A 25,748-nucleotide genomic window follows, 5' to 3' on the forward strand; every position below is an offset into this window, starting at 1 on the left:
GCTCAGAACCCTTACTCTCGGCTTCTCGCGGGCTTCTCCGGGGCTTCCAGTCGACTTCCGGCCGGCGGATCGCGCCGGTGGCGGGTTACTCGTCGTCCTCGGGGGCGAACACATCGATTGTCCCATTCGCACGGCGCCGGTGCGCCTTGCGATACTCGGCGTCTCGCGATGTGGGCCGGTCCTCGTGCAGGTGCAGGCGGGGGTCCTCGCCACGGCGGCCGCCGGTGGCGGTGACGCCGAGCGCGCCGGTGGGGATCGAGGGCTGCCAGTCGAAGACCACGGCGCGCGGGCCGTCGCCGATGACCACCGTGTCGCCCTCGTTCGCGCCCATCTTGACCAGCTCGACCTCGACCCCGAGCTTGTTGAGCCGGTCGGCCAGGTAGCCCACCGCCTCCTCGTTGTTGAAGTCGGTCTGGCGCACCCAGCGCTCGGGCTTGGTGCCGCGCACGAAGTAGGCGTCCTCGGCCTCGTCGTAGGAGATGGTGAAGCCGACCTCGTCGACCGCCTTGGGGCGGATGACGATGCGCTCGGGCTCCGGCTCGACGCGGGACTCGCGGGCGGTGTCCACGATCTTCGCCAGCGCGAAGGACAGCTCGCGCAGTCCCGCGCGGGAGACCGCGGAGACCTCGAACACGTCCAGACCCCGGGCCTGGAGCTCCGGCCGCACGATGTCGGCCAGGTCCTTGCCCTCGGGGATGTCGGTCTTGTTCAGCACGATCAGACGCGGGCGCTCGGAGAGCCGGCCGTAGATGCCCCACTCGCTCTCGTCGCGGGAGTCCTCGTAGGCGCGCAGTTCGGCCTCGATGACGTCCAGGTCGGAGATCGGGTCGCGGTCGGTCTCCAGCGTGGCGCAGTCCAGGACGTGCACCAGCACCGCGCAGCGCTCGATGTGCCGCAGGAACTCGTGGCCCAGGCCCTTGCCGTCGGAGGCGCCGGGGATCAGGCCGGGCACGTCGGCGATGGTGTAGACGGACTCCCCGGCGCTGACCACGCCCAGGTTCGGGACCAGGGTGGTGAACGGATAGTCGGCGATCTTCGGCTTGGCCGCGGACATCGCGGCGATCAGCGAGGACTTGCCGGCGCTGGGGTAGCCGACCAGCGCGACGTCGGCGACCGACTTCAGCTCCAGCGCGAACTCCCCCTCCTCGCCGGGCTCGCCGAGCAGCGCGAAGCCGGGGGCCTTGCGCTTGGAGGTGGCCAGCGCCGCGTTGCCCAGGCCGCCGACGCCGCCGTGCGCCACCACGAACCGGGTGCCGCTGCCGACCAGGTCCGCGACCACCTCGCCGAAGCCGTCCTTGACCACGGTGCCGGAGGGCACCGGCAGCACCAGGTCGGCGCCGTTGGAGCCGGTCTGGAAGTCGCCGCCGCCGGGCTTGCCGTTGCCGGCCTTGCGGTGCGGGGAGAAGTGGTAGTCCAGCAGCGAGTTGGTGTTCGGGTCCACCACCAGCACGATGTCCCCGCCGCGGCCGCCGTTGGCGCCGTCGGGGCCGCCCAGCGGCTTGAACTTCTCGCGCTTGACCGAGGCGCAGCCGTGGCCGCCGTTCCCGGCCGTGACATGCAGCTTCACGCGGTCGACGAAAGTCGCCATGGTCAGCGCCTCCTTGCTTTCCGTATAGGTACTACAACACGAAGGAGCGGGCCGGGGAATTCCCCGGCCCGCTCCTCGAAGCGGTCAGTCGCCGGTGGCGGTTACTCGGCCACCGGGACGATCGAGATGACGCGCCGACCGCGCAGCGTGCCGAACTCCACCTTGCCCGCGGCCAGCGCGAACAGGGTGTCGTCCTTGCCGCGGCCCATGTTCAGGCCGGGGTGGAAGTGGGTGCCGCGCTGGCGGATGATGATCTCGCCGGCGTTGACGTTCTGACCGCCGAAGCGCTTCACGCCGAGGCGCTGGGCATTGGAGTCGCGGCCGTTCTTGGAGGACGATGCGCCCTTCTTGTGTGCCATGTGTCAGCCCGCCCTTACTTCTTGCCGCCGTCGATGGCGGTGATCTTGATCTGGGTGTGCTTCTGGCGGTGGCCCTTGCGCACGCGGTAGCCGGTCTTGTTCTTGTACTTGAGGATGTGGATCTTCGGACCCTTGGTCTCCTCGACCACCTCGGCCTTGACCTTCACGCCCTCCAGGACCCACGGGTCGGAGGTGACGGCGTCGCCGTCGACGAGCAGGATCGCCGACAGTTCCAGTTCCTGGCCGGCCGGGGCGCCCGGGAGGCGGTCCACCTCGACGACGTCGCCGACAGCCACCTTGTGCTGCCGTCCGCCGCTCTTGACGATCGCGTACACCGCGAAACTCACTCTCTTCTCGTCGACTGTGGGTCGATCAGGTCTGCTGTCCACTCTGCTTGACCAACTCAGTTGCTGGTCACGAGCGTCCGACACTTCTTGCGAGGTATACGGACTGACGACCCATCGAGCCGATCATCATCCGGGCCGCCGCTGCTTGCGCAGGGGCCCTACGGATGCCGGGCACACGTATCGCATGCCGAAGCTCAAGGGTACGGAAGTCCACGCCTCAGGGTCAAACCGGGACCCGGTCCGGCACCGGCCGGTGCGGATCGGAGCCGACCCGGCGGTTGGTGCTGCTGGGCCGTGCGGTCCGGCCGGGCTTCGTGGGGCCCGGCCGGCCGCGCTGTCGTGCTGTGCTGTCGTGCTGTTCTGTCAGCCGTGCTGTCAGCTGTGCGCCGCCGGCGGGCCGGCGGGACGCTTGGCCGCGCGCCGGACCCGCAGGCCGCGCCGCTTGGGCGCGTCCTCGGCCGACTCGGTGGCTTCTGCGCCCTCGGTGACTCCGGCGGCCGACGCGGCGGACACGGCCACCGCGACCGGCTCGGCGGCCTCGGCTTCCGTCTCCTCGCGGTCCGCCTCGGCCACGCTGACGTCGCCGCCGGCGTGCGGGACGTAGACGGTGTGCGCTTGGGCGTCCCCGGCGGCCAGCCGCTCGGTGACGTCGGCCTCCTCGGCGGCGACCACGTCGCCCGGAGTCACCACCGGGGCCACCACGTGCGCGTGGCTCGGGATGTGCTCCACGTCGCTGTGCTCGGACAGCTCGGCGGCCTCGTCCTGGGCCTCGTCGTCCTGATCGACGTCGTCGTGCGCGTCGTCGTGGTCGCCGTCGACCGCGGCGACCCGGGTCACCTTGGTCACGGTGACGGGACCGGCGTCCGCGTGCTCGCCGTCGGCGAAGTCCTGGAACTCCTCCGGCACGCCGTCCACGTCGTACTGCGGGTCGAAGTGCTGCTGGCGGTCGGCGTGGCCGTGCGACTTGCGCCGCTTGCGCCGGCCGCGGCCGCCCTCGTGCTCGTCCTCGGCGCCGTTCTGGCCCTCGGAGCGGGCCTGCTCGCCCTGGCGGCCGCCGCGGCCCTGCGGGCCCCGGCCGTCGCGCTCGGCGTCCTCCGGCGAGTGGCCGTGGCCGACCGGCACCGGCTCCATGTGCACCAGCACCCCGCGGCCGTTGCACTTGTCGCAGGTCTCCGAGAAGGCCTCCAGCAGGCCCTGGCCCACCCGCTTGCGGGTCATCTGGATCAGGCCCAGCGAGGTGACCTCGGCCACCTGGTGCTTGGTCCGGTCCCGGCCCAGGCACTCCAGCAGGCGGCGCATCACCAGGTCGCGGTTGGACTCCAGGACCATGTCGATGAAGTCGATGACGATGATGCCGCCGAGGTCGCGCAGCCGCAGCTGGCGGACGATCTCCTCGGCCGCCTCGATGTTGTTGCGGGTGACCGTCTCCTCCAGGTTGCCCCCGGAGCCGGTGAACTTGCCGGTGTTGACGTCGATCACGACCATCGCCTCGGTGCGGTCGATGACCAGCGAGCCGCCGGAGGGCAGCCAGACCTTGCGGTCCAGCCCCTTGGCCAGCTGCTCGTCCACCCGGTGCACGGCGAAGACGTCCTGCTCGGAGGTCCAGCGCTCCAGCCGCGGCGCCAGGTCCGGGGCGACCCCGCCGACGTACTCGCGGATGGTGTCCCAGGCCTGGTCGCCGGAGACGATCAGCTTGCTGAAGTCCTCGTTGAAGATGTCGCGCACCACGCGCACGGTCAGGTCCGGCTCGCCGTACAGCAGCGTCGGCGCCGAGCTGGCCGAGGAGGCCGCCTTGCGCTGGATCTCCTCCCACTGCGCGGACAGCCGCTCCACGTCGCGGCGCAGCTCGTCCTCGGTCGCGCCCTCGGCGGCGGTGCGGACGATGACCCCGGCGTTCTCCGGGACGACCGCCTTCAGGATCGCCTTGAGGCGGTTGCGCTCGTTCTCCGGCAGCTTGCGGCTGATCCCGGTCATGGTGCCCTCGGGCACGTAGACCAGGTAGCGGCCGGGCAGCGAGATCTGGCTGGTCAGCCGGGCGCCCTTGTGGCCGATCGGGTCCTTGGTGACCTGGGTCAGGACCGCCTGGCCGCTCTTCAGGACGCTCTCGATGCGCTTGGCCTGGCCGGTGATGCCGGCCGCGTCGAAGTTGACCTCGCCGGCGTACAGCACGGCGTTGCGGCCCTTGCCGATGTCGACGAACGCGGCCTCCATCGACGGCAGCACGTTCTGCACCTTGCCCAGGTACACGTTGCCGACGTAGGACGCGGACTGCGCGCGGTTGACGTAGTGCTCGACGAGGACACCGTCCTCCAGCACGCCGATCTGCGTCCGGTCGCCGCTCTGGCGCACGACCATGACCCGCTCGACGCTCTCGCGCCGGGCGAGGAACTCGGCCTCGGTGATCAGCGGCGCGCGGCGGCGGCCGGTGTCCCGGCCCTCGCGGCGGCGCTGCTTCTTGGCCTCCAGGCGGGTCGAACCGCGCACGCCCTGCACGTCGTCGTCGGCGACCAGGCCGCCGCCCTTGCGGTCCCGGCTGCGGACGCGGGACTCGCGGACCTTGACGACAGTGTTCGGCGGGTCGTCCGGGCTGGACTCGACGGACTCGCCACCGGCGCGGCGGCGACGCCGGCGACGGCGGCGGCTGGAGGAGCCGGTGCCCTCGTCGTCGTCCTCGTCGCCCTCGTCCTCGGCCTCCGCCTCGGCGGACTCGGCGGTGGCGGGCTCCGCCTGCTCGGCGCGATTGCGGTTGCGGTTGCGCGTCCGAGTGCGGCGCGTCGGGGCCGGCTCCTCCTCGGCTTCGGCCTCGGGCTCTTCCTCGGCCTCGGCGTCGGTCGACTCGGCCTTCGCAGCCTTGGCGGCAGCCTGCTGCGCGGCGACGGTGGCCAGGTCGGGGGCCTGGAACAGGACGCCGGCGGCCGGGGCCGCCGCGCGGGCGGCGATGATGGCGCGGGCGCGTTCGGCCGGGGAGAGGCTGTCGAGGTCGACGGGCTCGGCGGCCGCGGCGGTCGCCGCCGCGGCGGCTGCCGCTGCGTCCTGGGCGGCGGCGGGCTGGGGCTGCTGGCCCCGGTCCTTGTCCTGGCGGTCCTGGCGGTCCTGCCGGGACTGGCGGCCCTGGCGCGTGCGGCCGTCCTGACGGTCCTGGCGGGTGCGGCCGTCCTGGCGGTCCTGCTTGGCCGGCCGGTCCTGCTCGGCCGGCTGCTCGTCCGGCTCGTCCTGCTGCGCCTCGGCAGCTTCCTGCGCACGCGGCGGGCCCGCCGGGGCGGACGCGGCGCGGCGGCGGGTGCGCTTGGGCTTGGCGTCGGAGTCCTGCTCGGGCTCGGACTGCGCGGCGGTGTCGGACTTGGTGTCGGACTTGGTGGCGGCGTTGGCAGCACTGGCAGCCTTGGCGGCCGGCGCGCTGTCGGCCTTCGCGGGCTGCTCGGCCGGGGTTTCCTGGGCCGGGGCGGTCTTCTTGGCCGCCTTGGCGCCCGTGGCCGGGAGCTGCGGGGCCGCGAAGGGGTTCGCGAAGGGCGAGGTGAGGCCGGGGCGGGAGGCGGTTTCGGCGGCGGTTTGGTCGCCGGCGCCGGCGCCTACGGCCTCGGGCTCGGTGTTCTTGGGCCCGGCGTTCTGCGGGGCCGCGGTCGTGCCCTGCGCGGCGGCGGACGCCTCGGCGCTCGCCTGCTCGGCGGCCGTTCCGGCGGAGGTCGCACGGCGGCGGGTGCGGGTGCGGGGCGCGGTGGTCGCGGTGGTCCCGGCGGTCGCGGTGTCGGCCTGCTCGGCGGGCGCGACCGGGCCGCTCGCGGCCTCACTCGCTTCGCCGGTCTCGGCCGTGGTCGTCTGCTCCCCGGCGGTACCGGCCGACGTGGCACGCCGCCGGGTACGCGTCGGCGCGCTCTTCGCGGTCGCGCCGGACGCTTCCGCAGCAGGCTCAGCGCCCGCATCGGCGCCGGCGTCCTGCGGCTGGCTCGCCTCAGTCGGCTCGGCCTCGGCGGCCTTCTTGCGCGCACGGGTACGCGTCGTCTTCTTGGCAGCGGGTGCGTCTCCGGCCTCGGCCGCCTCGGCGGCCGGCTCCGGGGCGGGGACCTTCTTGGCCGCCGTCTTGCGAGCCCGCTTGGGCTTGCTTTCCGGCTCGGCGTCGTCCGAGGCCGCGGCCTCGGACCCCTCCGCCGGGGGTACCGGCGGGCCGGCCGGGCGGCTGGCCGCCCTCCGGCGCTGGCGCTGGGGCGCCTCGCCTTCGTTCGTGGCGGCCGTGGCGGCCGCGTCCTGCGCGTCTGACGTCTGGTCCGGCTGTTCGCCGGGGACGCCGGTGGGCTCGTTGTCGAGCATCCGGGCGGTTCTCCCGTCATGCCCCCGGGCGCACGCGAAGCGGTGCCCCACATCGTTCCCCGCTGATCAGCGGGCGATGGGCACTCCCCGGCGAATCCCTGACAGATCCGGGTGCTCTGCGGCGCCACACAGGTGGCTGTTGTGGTCTTCGCCTCGTCCAGTCGGTGCGGCCGGCGTTATCCGGGCCGGCCGCCGACCTGACGAGAAGTCTGGTTGGGTCGAACTCTGGACGTCACCGGCCTTCTCACCGGTCGCCCGCCGACCCCGCGGCGACCCGGTCCGGATCCAGGGGATCGGACAGCGCCTCCACGCTCACACTGGCCGGCGTCGCGTCGGACCCGTCCCGCAGCGGCCCCTGCGCCAGCCTCGTCACCTGGGGAGGGACGGGCGGCACCAGGCCTGCCACACGAGCGAGTCCGGTAAGGACGTCGTCGGGCCGCACGGCGGGTGTCAGGTGCCGCACGACTAGTCGCAGTATCGCACAGGGTCGATCCCCACGCCCGTCACCCTCGCCGACACCGCCCTCACCAGCGGAAACAAAACCCGCCGCGTCGGCCTCGATCGCGGTCACAGCGGCCCGGGCGTCGAACGTCCGCACCCCGTTCTTGGTCATCCGCTCGACCAACACCTCGTCCGCGGCGGCGAAAGCAGCAACCGCGGCAACCGCCGCCGCCGGCTCGACCCCCGGCAGTCGGATCTCCCACACAGAAGCCTCCAGCCGCTCCATGAGGTTCGGAGTGGCGGCCTCCACGATCTCCAGAATGTCCAGGTCAGCAGGCAGCGAGCCATCCAAAGCAGCGGCCAGCTCAGCAGGCACCAACGCCCGAGTGACCCCGATCTCGACGTACTCAGCCTCACTGGCCACCCCGGTCGGCGCAGCCCCGGCCCACGACACCTTCGGATGCGGCGTGAACCCCGCGGAGTACGCCATCGGCACCCGAGCCCGCCGCAACGCCCGCTCAAAAACACGCTGAATGTCACGGTGACTGGTGAAGCGAAGCCGCCCACGCTTGGCGTAGCGGATCCGAAGCTTCTGAACGGTCGGCGGCGGCGGAGGACCGTCGGGCATGCGGGCCACGGGGGTTGGGTCTCCTCGGGGGTACGGGCTTGCTGAGTGTTGCTTTGCTGACTGCTCAGGATAGCCGGTTCAGGGCGGTGGTCACTGTGGGTAGTTGACGGGGACGGCGAGAGGGCGACGACGCCGGGTGGCGTCGTCGCCCTCTGGGGACGTAGTGGGCGGCTTAGCGGGGACCGGTGTGGGCGGAGGGGTTGTTCTCCGCGAACTCCCACTGGCCGGGCTGGCTGATCAGGTCGCCGACCTGGCTCTGCTGGTCCGCGGTGATGACCGCGGGACCGCCGAACAGGATGGCGTCCGAGACCGAGCCCGAGGCGCTGCGCAGGTAGTCCTCCGTCTCGCTGGGCAGCCCGGTGGGGCCGGTCAGCAGCAGCGGACCACCGACACTGCCGGCGAGCGCACCACCGGCCAGCGCGTCGGGGAAGTTGAAACCGGTCGCGATCCCGACCACCTGCGGCCCGCCGAAGAACGTGTGTGCCACGATCGCAGCGGTCACGAACCGGTTCGCACCGTAGACCTGCGCCGCCGGCATCCGCACGGAGTTCAGCGCGCTGACGGCCTCGCCACCGACGCCGTACACGGTCCGCTGCGGCACCGCGTTCAGGAACGACTGGGTCTCCGACGGCATCTTCGTGTCGGAGGTGAGCACGACGACCGTGTTCGGCCGCGAACCCGCCACCGCACCGGCCGCGAGCGCGTCGGGGAAGTTGAGCCCGGTCGCGGCGAGGATGGTGACGGGGTTGTGCGTGTAGTCCGGGACGATCGTCTCAGCGATGTCCACCGCGGTCTCGAACCGGTCCTGCCCGCCGATCCGCGTCGGCCGGAACCCAGCTGCGGCGACCTGGTTGAAGGTGTTCGCCGAGATCGCCTTCGTCTGCCCCAGCACGTATACGAACGAGCCCGGCTTCAAAACCCGCTTGAGCTCGGCCAGCGTCCGGGCGTCGAGGTTGCCCGTCGGCGTCAGCAGCAGCGGCCCGTGGAACCGCGCCGCGAGCGCGGACCCGGCCAGCGCGTCGGCGAAGATGTCCTGGCGGGCCAGCACGACGACGTTCGCCTGCTGGTTGCCGTAGGACCAGCCCGAGACCTGGTTCGCGGTGCCGATGCGGTCGGGGCCGTCGAGGCGCTCGACGAGGTTGACGGGGTTGGAGGCGGACGGCGGCTGCGACATGTTCGCAGAAGGTTGCCAGGAGAGCCGACCGTTGTTGCTGGGGCTGAGAGCGTTCTCCGGCGCCCCCGGCGAGGGCGCCATGGTCATGATCTCGCCGTTGACCGTGTTGTCGAACGCGATGGTGCCGCCGTCCGGCGACCACACAGGGCGGTCATTGCTGACGTTCGTCCCGGCGTCCTTGGTCAGCTGAGTGAGGTTCGAACCGTCGACCCCGATGGACCAGATCTGCAGGCCAGGTTTGGGGTACTGGTGGTCCAGCTGCGAGAAGACGACCGTCTTCGCGTCGGGCGAGAGCGACGGGTTGTGGCCGCCGCCGGAGTTCAGGACGAAATGCTGGGTGTCCGAGTAACCGTTGTAGACCCAGATTCCGGGCGTGTTCGTCCTGCCGTCGATACGCTGGAACACGAGCACGCCGTTCGCGCCGCCCTGAGGGGCGGAGTCCTGGTCGCCCTGCTGGTGTCCGGCGCTGAGCACCACTGGCGCGGTACCGCCGAGGCTCGGGACCTTGTACAAGCTCCCGCCTCGCGCGAAGACGAGGAAGCTGCCGCCGTTCATCCACGTCGGGTGCGAGTCAACACTCAGACCCGACGCCACGACTATGGGATCGGTGCCGTCGTAGCGAGCCGAGATCAGACCGCCGTGCTCGTCGATGTAGGCGACACGGCTCCCGTCCGGCGCCCACTCCGCCCCGGCGACCGCCTGGGATGGCATGTTCTCGGCCGTGGTGCCGCCTGCCGCGATGAAGTGCAGCTGATTGTCGCCGGTCGAAACCGTCAGCTTCCCATTGAGCCCCGGGAACGTGGCCGGCGTGACGCCCGCGTGAGCCGGCACCGCCAAAGAAGTGGCTGCGGCGAGGGCTGTCGCGGCGGCTGCCGTGAGCTTCTTTGCGGACACCTTGCTTCTCCCCTTGGTAGATCTGGGTGCTGAGATCCGACGTGCCAGCTTATCCATCTGGGGTCTTGGGGTCCACCCTGCGCTAGCTGGTGGTTGCCATCGGTCACGTGTTGTTCACTTGATGGCTTCGGAACTGGGATGTTGCCAGGAGGGTGAGGCCGACGAGGAGGCCCCAGAAGGCTGCTCCGATGCCCGCTACGGTGATGCCGGAGGCGGTGGTGACGAAGGCTGCTGCTGCCGGTTCGCGGTAGCGGGTGTCGGTGAGGGCGGTGGTCAGGGCGCCGCCGAGGGCCGGGAGGAGCGCCAGGCCTGCGACGCCTTCTATGAGCAGTGGTGGGGCTGCTATCAGCAGTGCTGTGGCTGCTGCGGCGCCTAGGCCGAGGACGACGTACAGCGCGCCGGCGGTGGTGGCGGCTATCCAGCGGCGGTGGGGGTCGCGGTGCGCGTCGGGGCTGGCGGCGAGGGCGGCGGTGATCGCGGCGAAGTTGATGGCTATGCCGCCGAAGGGGGCGCCGAGGGTGGTGGCCGCGCCGGTGCCCATTAGGACTTCGCGGATGGGTGGTTCGTAGCCGTAGCCGCGCATCACGGCTATGCCGGCGAGGTTCTGCGAGGCCATCGTCACCAGGTACAGCGGGAGGGCGAGGCTTATCAGGGTTCCGATATCGAAGCGCGGGGTGGTGGCCGTCAGGGTCGGGAGCAGGCCGCCGGTCAGGTGGCCGCGGGTGGACGGGTCGAGGGCGAGGCCGATGAAGGCGGTCGCCAGGCTCGCGGGGACGGCCCAGCGCTTGGCGAAGCGGCCGAGCACGACCCAGACCACGAGCGCGGGCAACGCCAAGCGCGGCAAACGAACCGCCGCCTGCGCCGACTCCAAACAGATCGGGGCGATCACGCCGGCGAGCATCGCGGCCGAGATCGGCGCGGGGATGGTCGCGATCCAGCGAGTGAGGGTGCGGGAGAAACCGGTGATGAGAGTCAGCAACCCCGCCACAGCGAACGCGCCGAGCGCTTCGCGGTAGCCGGTCGCGCCTCCATGCCCGGAATGCGCACGCCCCGCCCCAACGCTCACCAACAGCGCAGCACCAGGGGTCGACCACGCGATGCTGATCGGCATCCGGTGGCGAACGCTGAAGACGATCCCCGCGACACCCATCGAAACGCTGAGCACCAAAAGCCCGGAAGCCGCCTGGCGCTCCGTGGCGCCGATCGCGCGCAACCCGGCGATGACCACGGCGAAGGAGCTCGTGAAGCCGACGAGCGCGGTGACGACACCCGCGCCGAACGTCGGACCGAGCCCGGAAGACTGATCGTCAACGGCGCCGGCCGCGCGGTCGGCACCGACACCGGCGACAGCGCCCCCGACCTGCTCGACAGCCACGGCGAACCTCCCCTGTTCCGTATACGGAACAAGTTACCAGCTGGCAGAACGGTGTAGGTTGCGAACGTGGGAGACGGCACGACAACGGACTTCGCGACCCAGATCGGCGCACGCATCCGACGCCTGCGCCAAGACCGCGACGTCAGCCTCTCGGCCCTGGCTCGCGACGCCGGCGTCGGCAAAGCGACGCTCTCGGGCCTGGAAGACGGCTCGCGCGGCAACCCCACCGTCGAGACGCTGTACGCGATCGCCGGCCGCCTCGGCGTCCCGATCGGCGCGCTGCTCCCCGATCCGCCGCACGACGGCGACAAAACGCTGGAGACGATTCACGGAACGGCAGTCTCGGCGACTCTGCTGGAGACCTTTTCCGATGTGGACGCGAACACGGACACCGAGCTCTTCCGTCTCCACATCCGCCCCGGCCACGAGCAGCTCTCCCCCGCGCATCCCCCGGGAACCGTCGAATACCTCACCGTCTTCACCGGAACAGCGCGCGTGGGCCGACCTGACGCACCGCTGACCATCCCAGCCGGCGGCCACGCCTCATGGCTCGCGGACGTACCGCACACCTACCGCGCGATCGGCGACGAAGACGTCTTCGCCAGCCTGCTGATTCGCACGCCCAAGCCGCCGAAGCCCCCGAAACCGCCGAAGCCGTCAAAGAACAACTAAGCGTCCTCGCCCCGCAACATCGCCGCAGCACGCTCCGGTCGAATGTCGTTCATGAACGCCCCCGCCCCCGACTCCGTCCCCGCCAAGTACTTCAGCTTCCCCGGCGCCCGCCGCAAAGCCGCGAGCTGCCACCGCAGATGCGACTCGGCACGACCCGCGCTGACAGGGGCCTGATACCACGAGCCGATGTACGGCATCGGCCCGTCGAACAGCGCGTCCAGCCGCTGGACGCAGTCCTTGCCGATGGCCGCCAACTCGTCGCGCTCGGCGGAGGTCAGCGCCGGGATGTCCGGCATATGCCGGTTCGGGACTATGTCCACCTGGAACGGCCACCGGCCCGCGTACGGCACATACGCGGTGAAGTACTCGCCCGCGGTGATGATCCGCGCGCCGTCGGCCTTCTCCTCCGCCAGCGAGTCACACGCCACGCAGCCGCCGGTGCTCTCGTGATACGCGGTAGCCACGTCCAGCATCTTCTGCATCCGCGGTGGTATGAAGGTGAACGCGTAGATCTGCCCGTGCGGATGGTGCAGCGTGACGCCGACCTCCACGCCGCGGTTCTCGAAGCAGTACACGTACTCGACCCCGGCCCGAGCGGCCAGCTCGGTCGTCCGGTCGGCCCACACGTCGACGATGTGCCGGATCCGCGAGACCGGCAGCGCGCCGAACGACGCCGAGTGCTCGGCGCTGAACACCACCACCTCGCACCGCCCCGTGTCGCCGGCCAGCGACGGGAAGCGGTTCTCGAACACCGCCACGTCGTAGTCGGCGGCCGGGATCTCGCTGAGGTGCCCGGGGCGCGAGGGGTCCAGCGGGCACTGGTCGGCGGCCGGCAGGAAGGTGCGGTCCTGGCGGTGCCCGGCGACCGCCGTGATCTCCCCGGTGAGCGGGTCGCGCCGCAGCTCGCTGGTGGTCGACACGGTCGGCAGATCGCGCTCGTCGGCGGCGGAGCGGTCCTGGCCGGGGGTCTCGTCGTAGTAGATCAGCTCCCTGCCGTCCGAGAGCTTGGTGACGGTCCTGGTCAGATCGAGGTCCATGGTCGAGGTCTCCGTCAGGCGATTCGGTGCGCGCCGGCCGAGGCGACGGCGGGGAAGAACTGCGGTTCGGTGTATCCGTGTTCTGCGAAAGCCGCGACGACGGCGTCCTGCACGTCCGACAGCAGGTCGCGGTCCACCAGTGCGATGGCGCTGCCGCCGAAGCCGCCGCCGGTCATCCGCGCGCCGTGCGCGCCGGCCGCGACCGCGGTGGCCACGGCGAGGTCGAGTTCGGGGGCGCTGACTTCGTAGTCGTCGCGCAGCGAGGCGTGCGACTGCATCATGCGGTGCCCGAGGCGCGGCAGCGAGACAGGCTCCTGATGCAGGATCTCGACGAACTGCTCGACCCGGGCGTCCTCGGTGACGACGTGCCGCACCCGGCGCGCGAACGTCTCGCCGAGCCCGACGGAGACCTTCGCGAACGACTCGGGGAGCTCGGACAGCGAGATGTCACGCAGAGCCCTGACACCCAGGAACTCCGCCGAGCGCTCGCAGGCCGAGCGGCGGTCGGCGTAGCCGTTCTCGCCGTGCGCGTGCGAGACGCGGGTGTCGATGACGAGCAGCAGCGCGTTCTCCGCGGCCAGATCGAAGGGCTGCGGCTTGACCTCGCCGCTGCGGGTGTCGATGAACAGCACCGAGCCGTCCTGGCCGAACGCCGAGGACATCTGGTCCAGCGGGCCGCAGGGCACGCCGGCGTAGATGTTCTCCGCGCGCTGCGTGTGCAGGGCCAGTTCGGCCGTGCTGAGCTCGAACTCCGAGACGCCGGCCAGCGCCAGCGCCGTCGCGCACTCCAGCGCGGCGGAGGAGGACAGGCCGGAGCCGACCGGCACCGTGCTCGTCAGGTACACGTCCGCGCCGCGGACCGGGAAGCCGGCCTGCTGCAGGATCCAGGCGACGCCGACCGGGTAGCCGGCCCAGCCGGTGACGGCGGGTTCGGCCAGCGGCGTCATGTCGGGGTCCGCCGCGCCGCGGGTGTCGGCGGCGGAGCCGGGGCCGACGAGGGCGTCCAGGGAGAGCTCGACGGTCTCGCCGAGTTGGGCGGCGTGGATCCGCAGGATCCGGTCCTCGCGCGGGGCGGCGGCCGCGTAGCAGGCGCGGTCGATGGCCATCGGCAGCACGAAGCCGTCGTTGTAGTCGGTGTGCTCGCCGATGACGTTCACCCGGCCCGGCGCGGCCCACACGCCGGTGGGACGGCCGCCGAACTGCTCGACGAAACTCCGCTCAACTTCCTGCCGTGCGTCGTCCACGACCGATGCGACCGATCCCATGTCGAGGCTCACCGCCACCCTCATCCCGACTGTTGTGATCCGTTTGATTCTGTTCGGATCTGGTGAGGTCAGAGTAGCGGTGAGATCATCGCCCCGACAAGCACGTCCTGTCCTGGGGCGGACGAGACATCAGACGACCGTCAGCGGAAGCAGCTTCACCCCCGTGGGCCCCACCTGGATCTCGGTCCCCATCTGCGGGCACACGCCGCAGTCGTAGCACGGCGTCCAGCGGCAGTCCTCGACCTCGTTCCCGCCGCCCTCGGCCGCCTCCAGCGCGTCCTGCCAGTCCTCCCACAGCCAGTCCCGGTCCAGGCCGGAGTCGATGTGGTCCCAGGGCAGGACCTCGTTGTACTCGCGCTCGCGCGTGGTGTACCAGGCCAGGTCGACCGGGGTCTCGGCCAGGGCCGCCACGGTCGCGTCCGCCCAGCGCTGGTAGGAGAAGTGCTCGCTCCAGCCGTCGAAGCGGCCGCCGCGCTCCCAGACCTCGCGGATCACCTTGCCGACCCGCCGGTCGCCGCGCGAGAGCAGGCCCTCGATGACGCCGGGCTTGCCGTCGTGGTAGCGGAAGCCGATGGCCTTGCCGTAGTTCTTGTCGGCGCGGATGGCGTCGCGCAGCTTCACCAGGCGGGCGTCGGTGCCCTCGGCGTCGAGCTGCGCGGCCCATTGGAAGGGGGTGTGCGGCTTGGGCACGAACCCGCCGATGGACACCGTGCAGCGGATGTCGCGGGTGCCGGAGGCCTCGCGGCCGGCCTTGATGACCTTGCGCGCGAGCTCGGCGATCTGCAGGACGTCCTCGTCGGTCTCGGTGGGCAGCCCGCACATGAAGTACAGCTTCACCTGCCGCCAGCCGGCGCTGTAGGCGGCGGTGACGGTGCGGATCAGGTCCTCCTCGGTCACCATCTTGTTGATGACCTTGCGCATGCGCTCGCTGCCGCCCTCGGGGGCAAAGGTCAGACCGCTGCGGCGGCCGTTGCGCGAGAGCTCGTTGGCCAGGTCGATGTTGAAGGCGTCGACCCGGGTGGAGGGCAGGGACAGCGAGGTGTTGGTGCCCTCGTAGCGGTCGGCCAGGCCCTTGGCGACCTCGGCGATCTCGGTGTGGTCGGCGCTGGACAGCGAGAGCAGGCCGACCTCCTCGTAGCCGGTGGCCTCCAGGCCCGCCTTGACCATCTCGCCGATGCCGGTGATGGAGCGCTCACGGACCGGCCGGGTGATCATCCCGGCCTGGCAGAAGCGGCAGCCGCGGGTGCAGCCGCGGAAGATCTCCACCGACATCCGCTCGTGCACGGTCTCGGCCAGCGGGACCAGCGGCTGCTTCGGGTAGGGCCACTCGTCCAGGTCCATGACGGTGTGCTTGGCCACGCGGAACGGCACGCCCGGCCGGTTCGGCGCGACCCGGCGGATGCGGCCGTCGGGCAGGTAGTCGACGTCGTAGAACCGCGGCACGTAGACGTTGCCGGTCTTGGCCAGGCGGAACAGCAGCTCCTCGCGGCCGCCGGGGCGGCCCTCGTTCTTCCAGGCGCGGATGAGGTCGGTGATCGCCAGCACCGCGCCCTCGCCGTCGCCGACCACCGCGGCGTCCAGGAAGTCGGCGATCGGCTCCGGGTTGAACGCGGCGTGCCCGCCGGCCAGCACGATCGGGTGGTCCGCGGTCCGGTCCCGGGCCTCCAGCGGGATCCCGGCCAGGTCCAGCGCGTTGAGCATGTTCGTGTAGCCGAGCTCGGTGGAGAAGGACAGGCCGAAGACGTCGAAGTCCTTCACCGGCCGGTGCGCGTCCACGGTGAACTGCGGGATCTTCTGCTCCCGCATCACCTTCTCCATGTCCGGCCACACCGAGTAGGTGCGCTCGGCCAGCACGCCCTCGCGCTCGTTGAGCACTTCGTAGAGGATCATGACGCCCTGGTTGGGGAGCCCGACCTCATAGGCATCGGGATACATCAGGGCCCAGCGGACGTCGCACGCGTCCCAGTCCTTGACGGTCGAGTTCAGCTCGCCGCCGATGTACTGGATCGGCTTCTGCACCGTCGGCAGGACCGCTTCGAGCTGCGGGAACACGGATTCGACTGGCATCGGATTACTCGTCCTTGGGCTTCCTGGAAGATTGTGGCGGGCTGACAGCACCGCGCGTCCAGCGTAACGCGTGTGCGCAGGGTGCTCCCCATGATCGTCAGGCCGGCACAGCTCACTGCACCGTGATCGCCGGCCGCGTGGACCGCAGCCGCACATTCTCCACCAGCCCGACGGCGATGAAGCTGGCGAACATCGACGAGCCGCCGTAGGAGACGAACGGCAGCGGGATGCCTGCGACCGGCATGATCCCCAAGGTCATGCCGATGTTCTCGAAGGTCTCGAAGGCGAACCAGCTCACCACGCCGGCGCAGACCAGCATGCCGAACAGGTCGTCGCACTGCCGGGCGATGGCGATGCCACGCATCAGCAGGACCCCGAACAGCGCGATGAGGACCACGCCGCCGACGAAGCCCAACTCCTCGCCGGCCACGGTGAAGACGAAGTCCGTCTGCTGCTCGGGGACGTAGCGGCCGTTGGTCTGCGTGCCGTTGAACAGCCCCTTGCCCAGCACCCCGCCGGAGCCGATGGCCAGCCGCGCCTGCGCGGTGTTGTAACCGACGCCCTGCGGGTCCAGATGCGGGTCGGCGAACGCCGCGAACCGGTTGACCTGGTGCTGGGCCAGCAGGTGCAGCTGGGTCGCGGCCACGGCGGCGACCGCCGCGCCGGCACCGAGAGCAGCCAGCCAGCGGCCGCTGGTGCCGGCGAAGACCAGCAGGCCGGCGGTGGCGACCAGGATCACCATGGCCGAGCCCAGGTCCGGCAGCAACATGATGATGCCGGTCGGCAGCCCGGCGACCAGGCCGGCGGCTGCGATACGGCGCGGGGTCACCGCGTCGTCCCGCTCCGACATGCCGGACAGCACGCCCTTGGTCGGCTTCAGCGTCAGCACCACCGCCAGGCCCAGGACCACCGCGACCTTGGTGTACTCGGCGGGCTGGATGGAGAAGCCCCCGCCGAGCTCGATCCAGGACTTCGCGCCGTTGACCGTCGAGCCCAGAGGGCTGAGCACAGCGACCAGCCCCAGCAGCGCCAGCACGTAGAACACCGGTGTGACCGCGCGCACCCACGCGTAGGACAGCAGCGACGTCAGCGCCATGAGGACCAGGCCGATCGCCAGGTTCATCAGGTGCCGCTTCAGGAAGAACTGCGGGTCGCCGCCGGTCAGGCTGGTGCGCCCGCGGGTCGCCGACCACACCAGGATCGCGCCGTAGACCGACAGCGCCAGCGCCGCGGCCAGCAGCGTCCAGTCGAAGCGGCGCAGCCGGCTGGCGCGGCGCCGGCTCTCGGCCACCGGCATCGCCGCCGGGCCTTTGTAGATCGCGGGGTTCAGGGTCACGGCGCTCTCACTGCTTCGTGGTGGGGGATGCCGACGGCGGCGGAGGCGTGGGCAGGGTGGTGGCCGGCGGGAGGGTCGGCAGCAAGCCGTCGGGGCGCACCACCGGCAGCGCGGTGGGCAGCGTGCCGTTCGGGTCCGGGTGGCCCATGTCCACGCCGAACAGCGCGGCCAGGATCGCCTCCACCGACGGCCCCGACGTCCCGACACCGGTGCCACCCTGGGAGACCATCATCGCCACGACGTAGCGCGGCCCGGTCTCGGTGCCGGCGTAGGCGACGAAGCAGGACGTGGTCTGCTTTCCGTAGACTTCCGCAGTTCCCGTCTTGGCGTAGGTCGGAATCACGTTCTCCGGCCAGGCTGCGAAGGCCGGGCCCGCGGTGCCCTCGGTCGAGGTGCCGTGCAGCGCGTCCTCCAGGAACGCCAGCGTCGAGCCGGACACCGGCAGCTTCCGGGTCACGATCGGTGTCAGGTCCTTGACGACCTTGCCGTCCGGGGCGATCAGCGCGCGGCCGATCTGCGGCTGGTACAGGGTGCCGCCGTTGGCCACGGCCGCGTACACCCGCGCCAGCTGCAGCGGCGTCACCAGGTCGCCGCCCTGGCCGATGGCCGAGATCGCGGCGTCGCCGGGCTGGTACTTGAACCCGTCGGTGCAGTTCTCCTTGGCGATCTCCTGCAGGTAGGCGGCGCGCGCCGGGTCCGAGCCCAGCAGCTCCGGATAGCCGTCCTTGGCCCGCTTGCACCAGATGCCGTGCATGTTGTTCCAGGTGACCTGCTTCTCCGCCCGGGTCTGGATGTCGCCCTTGGCCTCGCCCGGCAGGTCGATGCCGGTCTTGGCGCCGAGCCCGAAGGCGTGCGCCATGGTGGCGATGGGTTCCAGCGGGTGCGCGACCGGCTTCAGGCCGCCGTCCCGCAGCCACATCTGGTAGGCGACGCCGTAGAAGACCGTGTCGCAGGACACTTCGATGGCGCGCTTGAGCGAGATCGGCCCGAAGGCCTCGCCCTCGAAGTTGGTGAAGCTCTGGCTGCCGATCTTGAAGGCCGGCGAGCAGTCATAGGTGCCGGTGCCGAAGCCGTCCTGGAGCATCGCGGTGGTGGTCACGGCCTTGAACGTCGACCCCGGCGCGAACTGGCCCTGGTAGGCCCGGGACAGCAGCGGGGTGCCGGCCGAGGCGTCGGTCAGCGCGGCGTAGTCGGACTGTGAGATGCCGCCGGTGAAGACGTTGGGGTCGTAGGTCGGGGTGCTGGCCATCGCCACCACGCGGCCGGTGCGCGCGTCCAGCACCACGGTGGCCGCCGAGTCGGCGACGTAGGGCTTGCCGTTGGTCGGCGAGGTCTGCGAGCGGGCCCGGCTCACCGCGTTGTTCAGCTCGCGCTCGGCGACGGCCTGGATCCGGGCGTCGATCGAGGTCACCAGGTGGTCGCCGTTCACCGGCGGGATGGTGGCCAGGGTGGACTGCGCGTGCCCGAGGATGTCGACCGAGACCTGCGTCTCGCCTTCCTGGCCGCGCAGGTAGGAGTCGTAGGTCTCCTCCAGCCCGGCCCGCCCGACCAGGTCCGAGCGCTGCATCACCTCGCCCTTGGCGGTCGCGGCGGCGAGCTCGTTCTCGGTGACCGGCGACAGGTAGCCCAGGATGTGCGCGGCGTTCAGGCTGTAGGGCGCCGGGAAGCGGCGGACGGTGTCCGGGCCCGCGGTCACGCCCGGGTAGAGCTCGTGCTCCTCGGAGACCGTCAGCGCCTGCTGCACCGAGACGTTGCGGGCGATCGGGACCGGCTGCAGCAGCGAGCCGTTCCAGCAGGGCTTGGAGACCTTCGCGGTGCAGGGCCGGATCTGGTCGGAGATGGCCTGCGGCGTGGTGCCCAGCACCGAGGCCAGGCGGGCCAGTGTGGAGACGCCGTGGTCCTTGGTGCCCAGCAGGGTGTTGCGGTCGACCGACAGGGTCAGCGCCGACTTGTTGTCGACCAGCGGGCGGCCCAGGTCGTCCAGGATGTCGCCGCGCACCGCCGGGGTGATGACGGTGCGGACGTCGTTCGCGGCGGCGGCGTCGCGGAAGGTCTGGCCGGTGCGGACCTGCAGGTACCACAGCCGGGCGACCAGCGTCCCGAGCAGCGCCAGGACCAGCACCCGCAGCACCATCAGCCGCGCGTGCCGCCGGTCGGCCAGCCGGCTGCCGTCGGAAGTCATCTACAGCACCTGCGTACTGCCGGCCGAGGCGCGGCGATTCAGAGTCTTGACGCCCGGCAGGCGGCTGTGCGAGCGCTGGGTGGGCAGGCCGCGGGTCTCGCCGCGGCCGAGCACGAAGCCGACCACCGGGATGACGAACGGCGCGAGCACGCCGGTGTACAGCGCGGACGCCGCGGCGGCGGCCGGCACGCCGTGGAACTGCGCGGTGCCGACCGCGAAGTCCAGCCCGGCGTACAGGAACGGAGTGAACGCGGCCAGGCACGCGACCACCAGGATCGGCCGCAGGACCGTGCCCTGCACCGCCCCGGCGGCGCGGCCGGCGAGGTAGCCGCACAGGCAGAGCACGAACGCCTGGCTGCCGATCGCGTGCGCGGCCGGCGGCGAGACGTCGGCGGCCAGGCCGAGCAGGAAGCCGGCGACCAGGCCGGTGCGCGGGCCGCGGGCGAAGCCGATCGCGGCGACCACCGCCAGCAGCAGGTCGGGCGCGGCCAGCGGCAGGCGCGCCGCGGTCAGCAGCGCGTCCTGCAGCGCCAGGACCAGGGCCAGGCCGCAGATAAGGGCGAGGAAGCCGGTGAGTCTCAAGGGTCACACTCTTTCGGGGTCGGGCCGGGGCCGCCGTGGAGCAACCGGGTGGCAGCCGGGCAGCCGGGCAGCCGAGTGGCGGCGGTCAGTGCGCCACCAGCGCGTCGCGGGGGTCGGTGCGCGGCGGCTCCACCACGACACCGACGGTCTGCAGGCCGTCGTAGGCCACGTACGGCTTCACGATCGCGGTCCGGGTCATCGCCCCGGGCGTGGGCTGCACGGAGGTCACGGTGCCCAGCGGCACGCCGGGCACGAAGGGCGTGCCGCCGGCCGAGCCGAAGGTCAGCACCGGTGTGCCCAGCGGGATGTCGGCCTGCGGGTCGAAGAACTGCACGCTGAACGCCCCGGGCCCGCCGCCGGTGGCCAGGCCGACCTGGCCGCCTCCGGCGCCGCCGGTGCCCGGGGTCCGCACGCCCACGGTGAACCGCGGGTCGTCGGCCAGCAGCACGGTCGCGGTGTCGCGGCCGACCGCCACGGTGCGGCCGACCAGGCCGTCGCCGTCCAGCACGGTCATTCCCGGCTTGACGCCGTCCAGGGTGCCGGCGTCGATGGTCGCCGACCAGGTGCCCTGCTGCTGCGGGGCGAAGGACAGCACCCGGGCCGGGATGGTCCGGTAGCCGCCGACCGAGGCGACGTGCAGCAGCTTGTCGAGCTCGGCGGCCCGGGCGCGGGCGTCGGCGGCGGTCTCGGCCTGTTCGCGCAGGGCCGCGTTCTGCGTCTTGAGCAGCGCGATCTGCTTCTGGTCCTGCTTGCTGTGGCCGAGTCCGTGCACGAAGTCGCCCACCGGCCGCTCGACCGCCGCGACCGAGCGCGTCACCGGGCCGAGCACCGCCTCGCCGCCGGAGCGCAGCGGCTGCAGCGGCGAGCGGGACCCGCCCCGGGCGTCCACGGTGATCATGGCGAAGGCCGCCGCCAGCAGTACCGCCAGCAGCAGCCTCGTCCGCTTGTCGTCACGCACGCTCCCGCGCTACCTCCGCCCGGTACGGCGACGGTTGTTCAGCGTGCCCAGCACCGGGGCCAGCGCCTCGAACTCCTCCAGGCAGCGGCCGGAGCCCAGGACCACGGAGTCCAGCGGGTTCTCCGCGATGTGCACCGGCATGCCGGTCTCCTCGCGGATCCGCTCGTCCAGGCCGTGCAGCATGGCACCGCCGCCGGTGAGGACGATGCCGCGGTCCATGATGTCGCCGGCCAGCTCCGGCGGGCACTTGTCCAGGGTGTCGCGCACCGCGTCGACGATCGCCGTCACCGGCTCCTCGATGGCCTTGCGCACCTCGGTGCTGGACAGCAGGATCACCTTCGGCAGGCCGCTGACGAGGTCGCGGCCTCGGACCTCGGCGCGGGTCTCCTCCCCGGAGTCCCAGGCCGAGCCGACCGTCACCTTGATCTCCTCGGCGGTGCGGTCGCCGAGCAGCAGCGAGTACTCCTTCTTCGTGTACTGGATGATCGCGTTGTCCAGCTCGTCGCCCGCGACCCGCACGCTGAGCGCGGTCACGATGCCGCCGTAGGAGATGACCGCGACCTCGGTGGTGCCGCCGCCGATGTCCACGACCATGTTGCCGGTCGCCTCCTGCACCGGCAGGCCCGCACCGATCGCCGCGGCCATCGGCTCCTCGATGAGGTGCACGCTGCGCGCGCCGGCGGCGCTGGCCGCGTCCTCGACCGCGCGCTTCTCCACCCCGGTGATGCCGGAGGGGACGCAGACGATGACCCGGGGCTGCGCCAGCCACCGGCGTTTGTGCGCCTTGCGGATGAAGTAGCGCAGCATCCGCTCGGCGACTTCGAAGTCGGCGATGACGCCGTCCTTGAGCGGCCGGATCGCCACGATGTTGCCGGGCGTGCGGCCGATCATCTTCTTCGCCTCGGCGCCGACCGCGAGCACCGCGCCGGTCGTGGTGTCCACCGCGACCACCGAGGGCTCGTTCAGCACGATGCCTCGACCGCGTACGTACACCAGGGTGTTCGCGGTCCCGAGGTCCACCGCGATGTCCCGACCGATGACCGCCATCCCGGAGCCCATGCGCGATCCCCATCTTCCGTCGCTCGGATGTTGCAGAAGTCTTGCCGTCGGTATCAGAGACAGGCGCGATGTGCGGCGCCTGCGACCGATCCTAACCAGCGTTATGCCCGATAGATCCCGGAGCATCCGATTCACCCCGAAGCGGTACGCCCGAACGGGTGAGAATGCTTATGTCAGGGTCCTGGAGGGCCAGAGTGCGGCATTGCGCGGGGCGCGCGCCACATGGGTGATCACGGCGCCTGGATCGTCAGTCTGGGCGGCGGGCGCGTCCCCACCGACTCCAGGTTCCGGCACACCGCGAGCATCATCCCGGCCGCGGTGACCGCCGCGCCGAGGGCCAGCGCCTGCGCGGACCAGTACGCGGCGTCCTCGCGGCCCAGGGCCGAGGTCGCACTGTGGTAGCGCGCGAAGAAGGCGAGGCCGACGGCCGACGAGACGGTCGCGATGCTGAGCAGCGCGGCGTAGAGCAGGCGCTGGCCCAGGCTGCTCCGACCGAGTGACGGCTCCGGACGCACCAGGCCGATCTGCGCCACCACGGCCAGCCCGAGCAGTCCGACGGCCAGCGCGAGCAGGTCGGCGGCGACGGTGTCGGAGAGCCGGTGCCAGTCCGCCGCCACGGTCGCCACGCCGGCCAGCGCCGCGCCGGGCAGCACGAGCAGGGTCACCAGGACGTACCAGCGGCGGCTGATCACGATCAGGGTCGCGAAGAACAACCCCATCGCCGCGGCGGTGTGACCGGAGGGGAGCGTGTTCGGGGGCTGGTAGGTGGCTTGGGCCAGTGCGACGTGCGCCATGGTGGCGGCGACCGAGGCGACGGCGTTGTGCACCGCCGCGTTCGCGGCCGGGTTCCCCGCCGCGACCGCGCTCGCGGCGTTGGCCGCGTGACCGGCTCCGACCGCGCCGCCTGCCGCGTGGATCGCACCCAGCGCGTCGGCCCCGAACACCGGCCGGCTCGGCAGCACCCCCTTCATGAACCGCGCCGCGAGCACCGCCCCGCCGGCCGTCAGCACTCCGCACAGCGCCAGCAGCAACCGCCGGCGCAGCAGCCCGACCGCCGCGATGACGACCAGCGAGGCCCCGAAGCTCTCCGCGGTGAGCCGGTTCAGCCAGCGGTCGGCGTCCTCGTACCAGCTCCCGCTGCGGTGCTGGCGCGCGCCGGCCAGCGCCGCGTTCTCGAAGTCCTGCCCCCACCGGGTCCGCACGGCGAGCAGGTAGACCACGAACACGCCGGCGACCGCGACCACCGCCCCGGCCACCAACCGGTTCCGCAGATCACGTCGCGAGCCGACGGTCGCCGTGTGGCGGTCCACGGCCAGGGCCTCGGGGTAGAGCATGTGGAGGGAATACCCGGGCGGATGGCGCAAATGGCCTGATTAGCCCGAATTGGTGAAGCGGTCAGCGCTTCGCCAGCGTGGTGGTGGCATTCGGTGCCGGGCTCGGGTATTCGGCGCCGCGCTCGGGTAACAGCCGGCAACGCCCGCGTTGTGCGGGCGGCGGCTCAGGAAGTCGCGGCCGACGCCTGCGTCGCCGGTGTCTCGTCGACCGCCTGCGGCTCTTCGACCGACTGAGCTGCCTGCGCCGCCTCATAGGCCGCGTACGCGGCCGCCTTCTCCGTGTCGATCTGCCGACCGGCCTTCAGCGCCCAGTACCAGAGCAGCGCGAAGCAGGCCCCGACGAAGAACATGTCGGTGATCACGAAGCCCGCGAGGATCAGCGCACCCTGGAGCACCCAGCCGAGCGAGTACGCCCACGACTTGCGCAGCATCCCGCACAGCAGCGCGGCCACCACCATGCCAGGCCCGCAGATCGCCCAGACCGTCCCCGAACTCAGGTCGGAGAGCTTCATCGCCACCAGGGCGAAGAAGAGGATCACCAACACCTCGAAGCACAGCACCGAGGCTGCCATCCGCCGGACCATCATCGGTCGTCACCGCCGAAATCTTCATCGGACAACTCGTCGTCGCGGTCGCCGCCCCGCCGCTTCCCGAACTCCAGGTCGCGGTCGTCGAAGTCCTCCTTCTCGGCGTCCTCGAACCGGACGTCCTCGAAGGTGTGCCGGTCCTCGACCCGCTCGGCACGCTCCCGCACCAGCAGGGTACGCGCCTGCCCCGCGGTGACCACCGACCCGGTCACGATGACGCCCGCACCGGCGGAGGTGCCGGCCGGGATCGCCTCCTCGGCCAGACCGATGGCCATGTCGATGGCGTCGTCCAGGCGCGGCGCCTCGTGGACCCGCTCGGCGCCGAAGATCTCGGCGGCCAGCTCCCCGAGCACCGCGGTGGGCATCGCGCGCTCGGTGTTGTTCTGGGTCACCACGATCTCGTTCAGCACCGGCTCCAGGACCTCCAGGATCCCGGCGACGTCCTTGTCCCGCATCGCGCCGACCACGCCGACCAGGTGGTCGAAGGTGAAGTCGTCGGCCAGGGCCTGCGCGGTGGCGCGGGCGCCGGCCGGGTTGTGGGTGGCGTCCAGGATGACCGTGGGGCCGCGGCGGACCACTTCCAGCCGGCCCGGCGAGGTGACCTTGGCGAACGCCTCGCGGACCACGTCCGGGTCCAGCGGGGTGCGGGCCCGGCCGGCGCCGAGGAAGGCCTCGACCGCGGCCAGCGCGGTGGCCGCGTTGTGCGCCATGTGCTCGCCGTACAGCGGCAGGTAGACGTCGCTGTACTCGCCGGCCAGGCCCTTGATCGTGATCTGCTGGCCGCCGAGCGCCGGCTGGCGCTCCACGACCCCGTACTCGATGCCCTCGCGGGCCACGGTGGCGTGCACCTCGGAGGCCCGGCGCAGAATGACCTCGGCGGCCTCCAGCGGCTGCTGGGCCATCACGACGACCGCGTCCTCCTTGATGATCCCGGCCTTCTCGGAGGCGATCTTCGCCGGGGTGTCGCCGAGGATGTGCGCGTGGTCGACGTCGATCGGGGTGATCACCGCGACCTGGCCGTCGGCGACGTTGGTGCAGTCCCAGGTGCCGCCCAGGCCCACCTCCAGCACAGCGGCGTCGACCGGGGCGTCGGCGAAGGCCGCGAACGCCATCCCGGTGATCACCTCGAAGAAGGACATCGGGAACTCCTGCGAGGCGTCCACGATGTCCACGTAGGGCCGGATGTCCTCGTAGACCTCGACGAAGCGCCGCAGCGGGATCGGCGCCCCGTCCAGGGTGATGCGCTCGTTCATCGACTCCAGGTGCGGCGAGGTGAACCGGCCGGTGCGCAGGTTGAGCTCGCGCAGCAGGGTCTCGATCATCCGCGCGGTGGACGTCTTGCCGTTGGTCCCCGTGATGTGGACGACCGGGTACGCCTTCTGCGGGTCGCCCAGCAGCTCGGTCAGGGCCCGCACCCGTGCCAGGGTGGGGTCCATCTTGGTCTCCGGCCAGCGCTCCAGGAGCTCGTGTTCGACTTCCTCGAACTGCTCCTGGAGGCTCTGCTCATCGAAACCCGGACGGTCGACATTGTTCGCCATGAACTCGATGGTTCCTTATC

At 71.6% G+C, this 25,748-nt stretch carries 19 protein-coding genes; 1 reads left to right on the top strand and 18 read right to left on the bottom strand.

Translation table 11 applies throughout. The annotated features are described in order from the left end of the window. Positions 1-85 precede the first annotated feature (85 nt). From obgE to ABH920_RS08830, 7 genes are all read right to left on the bottom strand, one after another. Entirely contained in the window at positions 86-1,588 is a 1,503-nt protein-coding gene (obgE, locus tag ABH920_RS08800) for a GTPase ObgE (protein ID WP_370348380.1), read from the bottom strand. A gap of 101 nt (positions 1,589-1,689) precedes the next feature. Beyond that, entirely contained in the window at positions 1,690-1,947 is a 258-nt protein-coding gene (gene rpmA / locus ABH920_RS08805; RefSeq protein WP_194916870.1) for a 50S ribosomal protein L27, read from the bottom strand. Positions 1,948-1,961: 14 nt separating this feature from the next. Beyond that, on the bottom strand, positions 1,962-2,282 hold the full coding sequence (gene rplU, locus ABH920_RS08810; RefSeq protein ID WP_370348557.1) for a 50S ribosomal protein L21: 321 nt from the start codon (positions 2,280-2,282) through the stop codon (positions 1,962-1,964). Between the two features lie 387 nt (positions 2,283-2,669). Beyond that, entirely contained in the window at positions 2,670-6,599 is a 3,930-nt protein-coding gene (locus ABH920_RS08815; protein ID WP_370348381.1) for an Rne/Rng family ribonuclease, read from the bottom strand. A gap of 244 nt (positions 6,600-6,843) precedes the next feature. Beyond that, on the bottom strand, positions 6,844-7,668 hold the full coding sequence (locus ABH920_RS08820; protein WP_370348558.1) for a TIGR03936 family radical SAM-associated protein: 825 nt from the start codon (positions 7,666-7,668) through the stop codon (positions 6,844-6,846). 172 nt (positions 7,669-7,840) lie between these two features. Next, positions 7,841-9,736: a cell wall-binding repeat-containing protein gene (locus ABH920_RS08825; RefSeq protein WP_370348382.1), complete on the bottom strand. Its 1,896-nt coding sequence runs from the start codon at positions 9,734-9,736 to the stop codon at positions 7,841-7,843. A 103-nt stretch (positions 9,737-9,839) separates the two neighbouring features. Beyond that, positions 9,840-11,111, bottom strand: a complete 1,272-nt coding sequence (locus ABH920_RS08830; protein ID WP_370348383.1) for a benzoate/H(+) symporter BenE family transporter — start codon at positions 11,109-11,111, stop codon at positions 9,840-9,842. 66 nt (positions 11,112-11,177) lie between these two features. On the opposite strand from ABH920_RS08830, the gene ABH920_RS08835 reads away from it, so the two are divergent. Beyond that, the gene (locus ABH920_RS08835) at positions 11,178-11,783 is read left to right on the top strand and encodes a helix-turn-helix domain-containing protein (protein ID WP_370348384.1); all 606 of its coding nucleotides are present in this window, start codon (positions 11,178-11,180) and stop codon (positions 11,781-11,783) included. Here ABH920_RS08835 and galT read toward each other — a convergent pair. The 11 genes from galT to ABH920_RS08890 all read right to left on the bottom strand — a co-directional run bounded on the left by galT (position 11,780) and on the right by ABH920_RS08890 (position 25,728). Next, a complete protein-coding gene (gene galT / locus ABH920_RS08840) occupies positions 11,780-12,820 on the bottom strand; it encodes a galactose-1-phosphate uridylyltransferase (protein ID WP_370348385.1) in 1,041 nt (346 codons plus the stop codon). The two genes, ABH920_RS08835 and galT, sit on opposite strands and share 4 nt — an antisense overlap. Positions 12,821-12,834: 14 nt before the next feature. Beyond that, positions 12,835-14,085, bottom strand: coding sequence for a galactokinase (gene galK / locus ABH920_RS08845; RefSeq protein ID WP_370348386.1), 1,251 nt, complete (start codon positions 14,083-14,085; stop codon positions 12,835-12,837). A gap of 129 nt (positions 14,086-14,214) precedes the next feature. Continuing rightward, on the bottom strand, positions 14,215-16,152 hold the full coding sequence (locus tag ABH920_RS08850) for a TIGR03960 family B12-binding radical SAM protein (protein ID WP_370348387.1): 1,938 nt from the start codon (positions 16,150-16,152) through the stop codon (positions 14,215-14,217). Between the two features lie 112 nt (positions 16,153-16,264). Then, positions 16,265-17,488 carry a rod shape-determining protein RodA gene (gene rodA / locus ABH920_RS08855; RefSeq protein WP_370348388.1) on the bottom strand — a complete coding sequence of 408 codons (1,224 nt, stop codon included), beginning with the start codon at positions 17,486-17,488 and terminating at the stop codon, positions 16,265-16,267. A gap of 7 nt (positions 17,489-17,495) precedes the next feature. Further along, positions 17,496-19,670, bottom strand: coding sequence for a penicillin-binding protein 2 (gene mrdA, locus ABH920_RS08860; protein ID WP_370348389.1), 2,175 nt, complete (start codon positions 19,668-19,670; stop codon positions 17,496-17,498). After that, entirely contained in the window at positions 19,671-20,252 is a 582-nt protein-coding gene (gene mreD, locus ABH920_RS08865) for a rod shape-determining protein MreD (protein ID WP_370348390.1), read from the bottom strand. Positions 20,253-20,337: 85 nt separating this feature from the next. Then, the gene (mreC, locus tag ABH920_RS08870) at positions 20,338-21,210 is read right to left on the bottom strand and encodes a rod shape-determining protein MreC (protein WP_370348391.1); all 873 of its coding nucleotides are present in this window, start codon (positions 21,208-21,210) and stop codon (positions 20,338-20,340) included. Positions 21,211-21,219: 9 nt separating this feature from the next. After that, positions 21,220-22,257, bottom strand: coding sequence for a rod shape-determining protein (locus tag ABH920_RS08875; RefSeq protein WP_194908384.1), 1,038 nt, complete (start codon positions 22,255-22,257; stop codon positions 21,220-21,222). Positions 22,258-22,499: 242 nt separating this feature from the next. Continuing rightward, positions 22,500-23,603 carry a phosphatase PAP2 family protein gene (locus ABH920_RS08880; RefSeq protein WP_370348392.1) on the bottom strand — a complete coding sequence of 368 codons (1,104 nt, stop codon included), beginning with the start codon at positions 23,601-23,603 and terminating at the stop codon, positions 22,500-22,502. 164 nt (positions 23,604-23,767) lie between these two features. After that, entirely contained in the window at positions 23,768-24,175 is a 408-nt protein-coding gene (locus ABH920_RS08885) for a DUF4233 domain-containing protein (RefSeq protein ID WP_370348393.1), read from the bottom strand. A gap of 11 nt (positions 24,176-24,186) precedes the next feature. Continuing rightward, positions 24,187-25,728 (bottom strand): folylpolyglutamate synthase/dihydrofolate synthase family protein, encoded by a 1,542-nt coding sequence (locus tag ABH920_RS08890; protein ID WP_370348394.1) that lies wholly within the window; start codon positions 25,726-25,728, stop codon positions 24,187-24,189. Positions 25,729-25,748 lie beyond the last annotated feature (20 nt).

Origin of the sequence: Catenulispora sp. EB89, assembly GCF_041261445.1 — a bacterium.
In the GTDB taxonomy this organism is placed as follows: Bacteria; Actinomycetota; Actinomycetes; order Streptomycetales; family Catenulisporaceae; genus Catenulispora.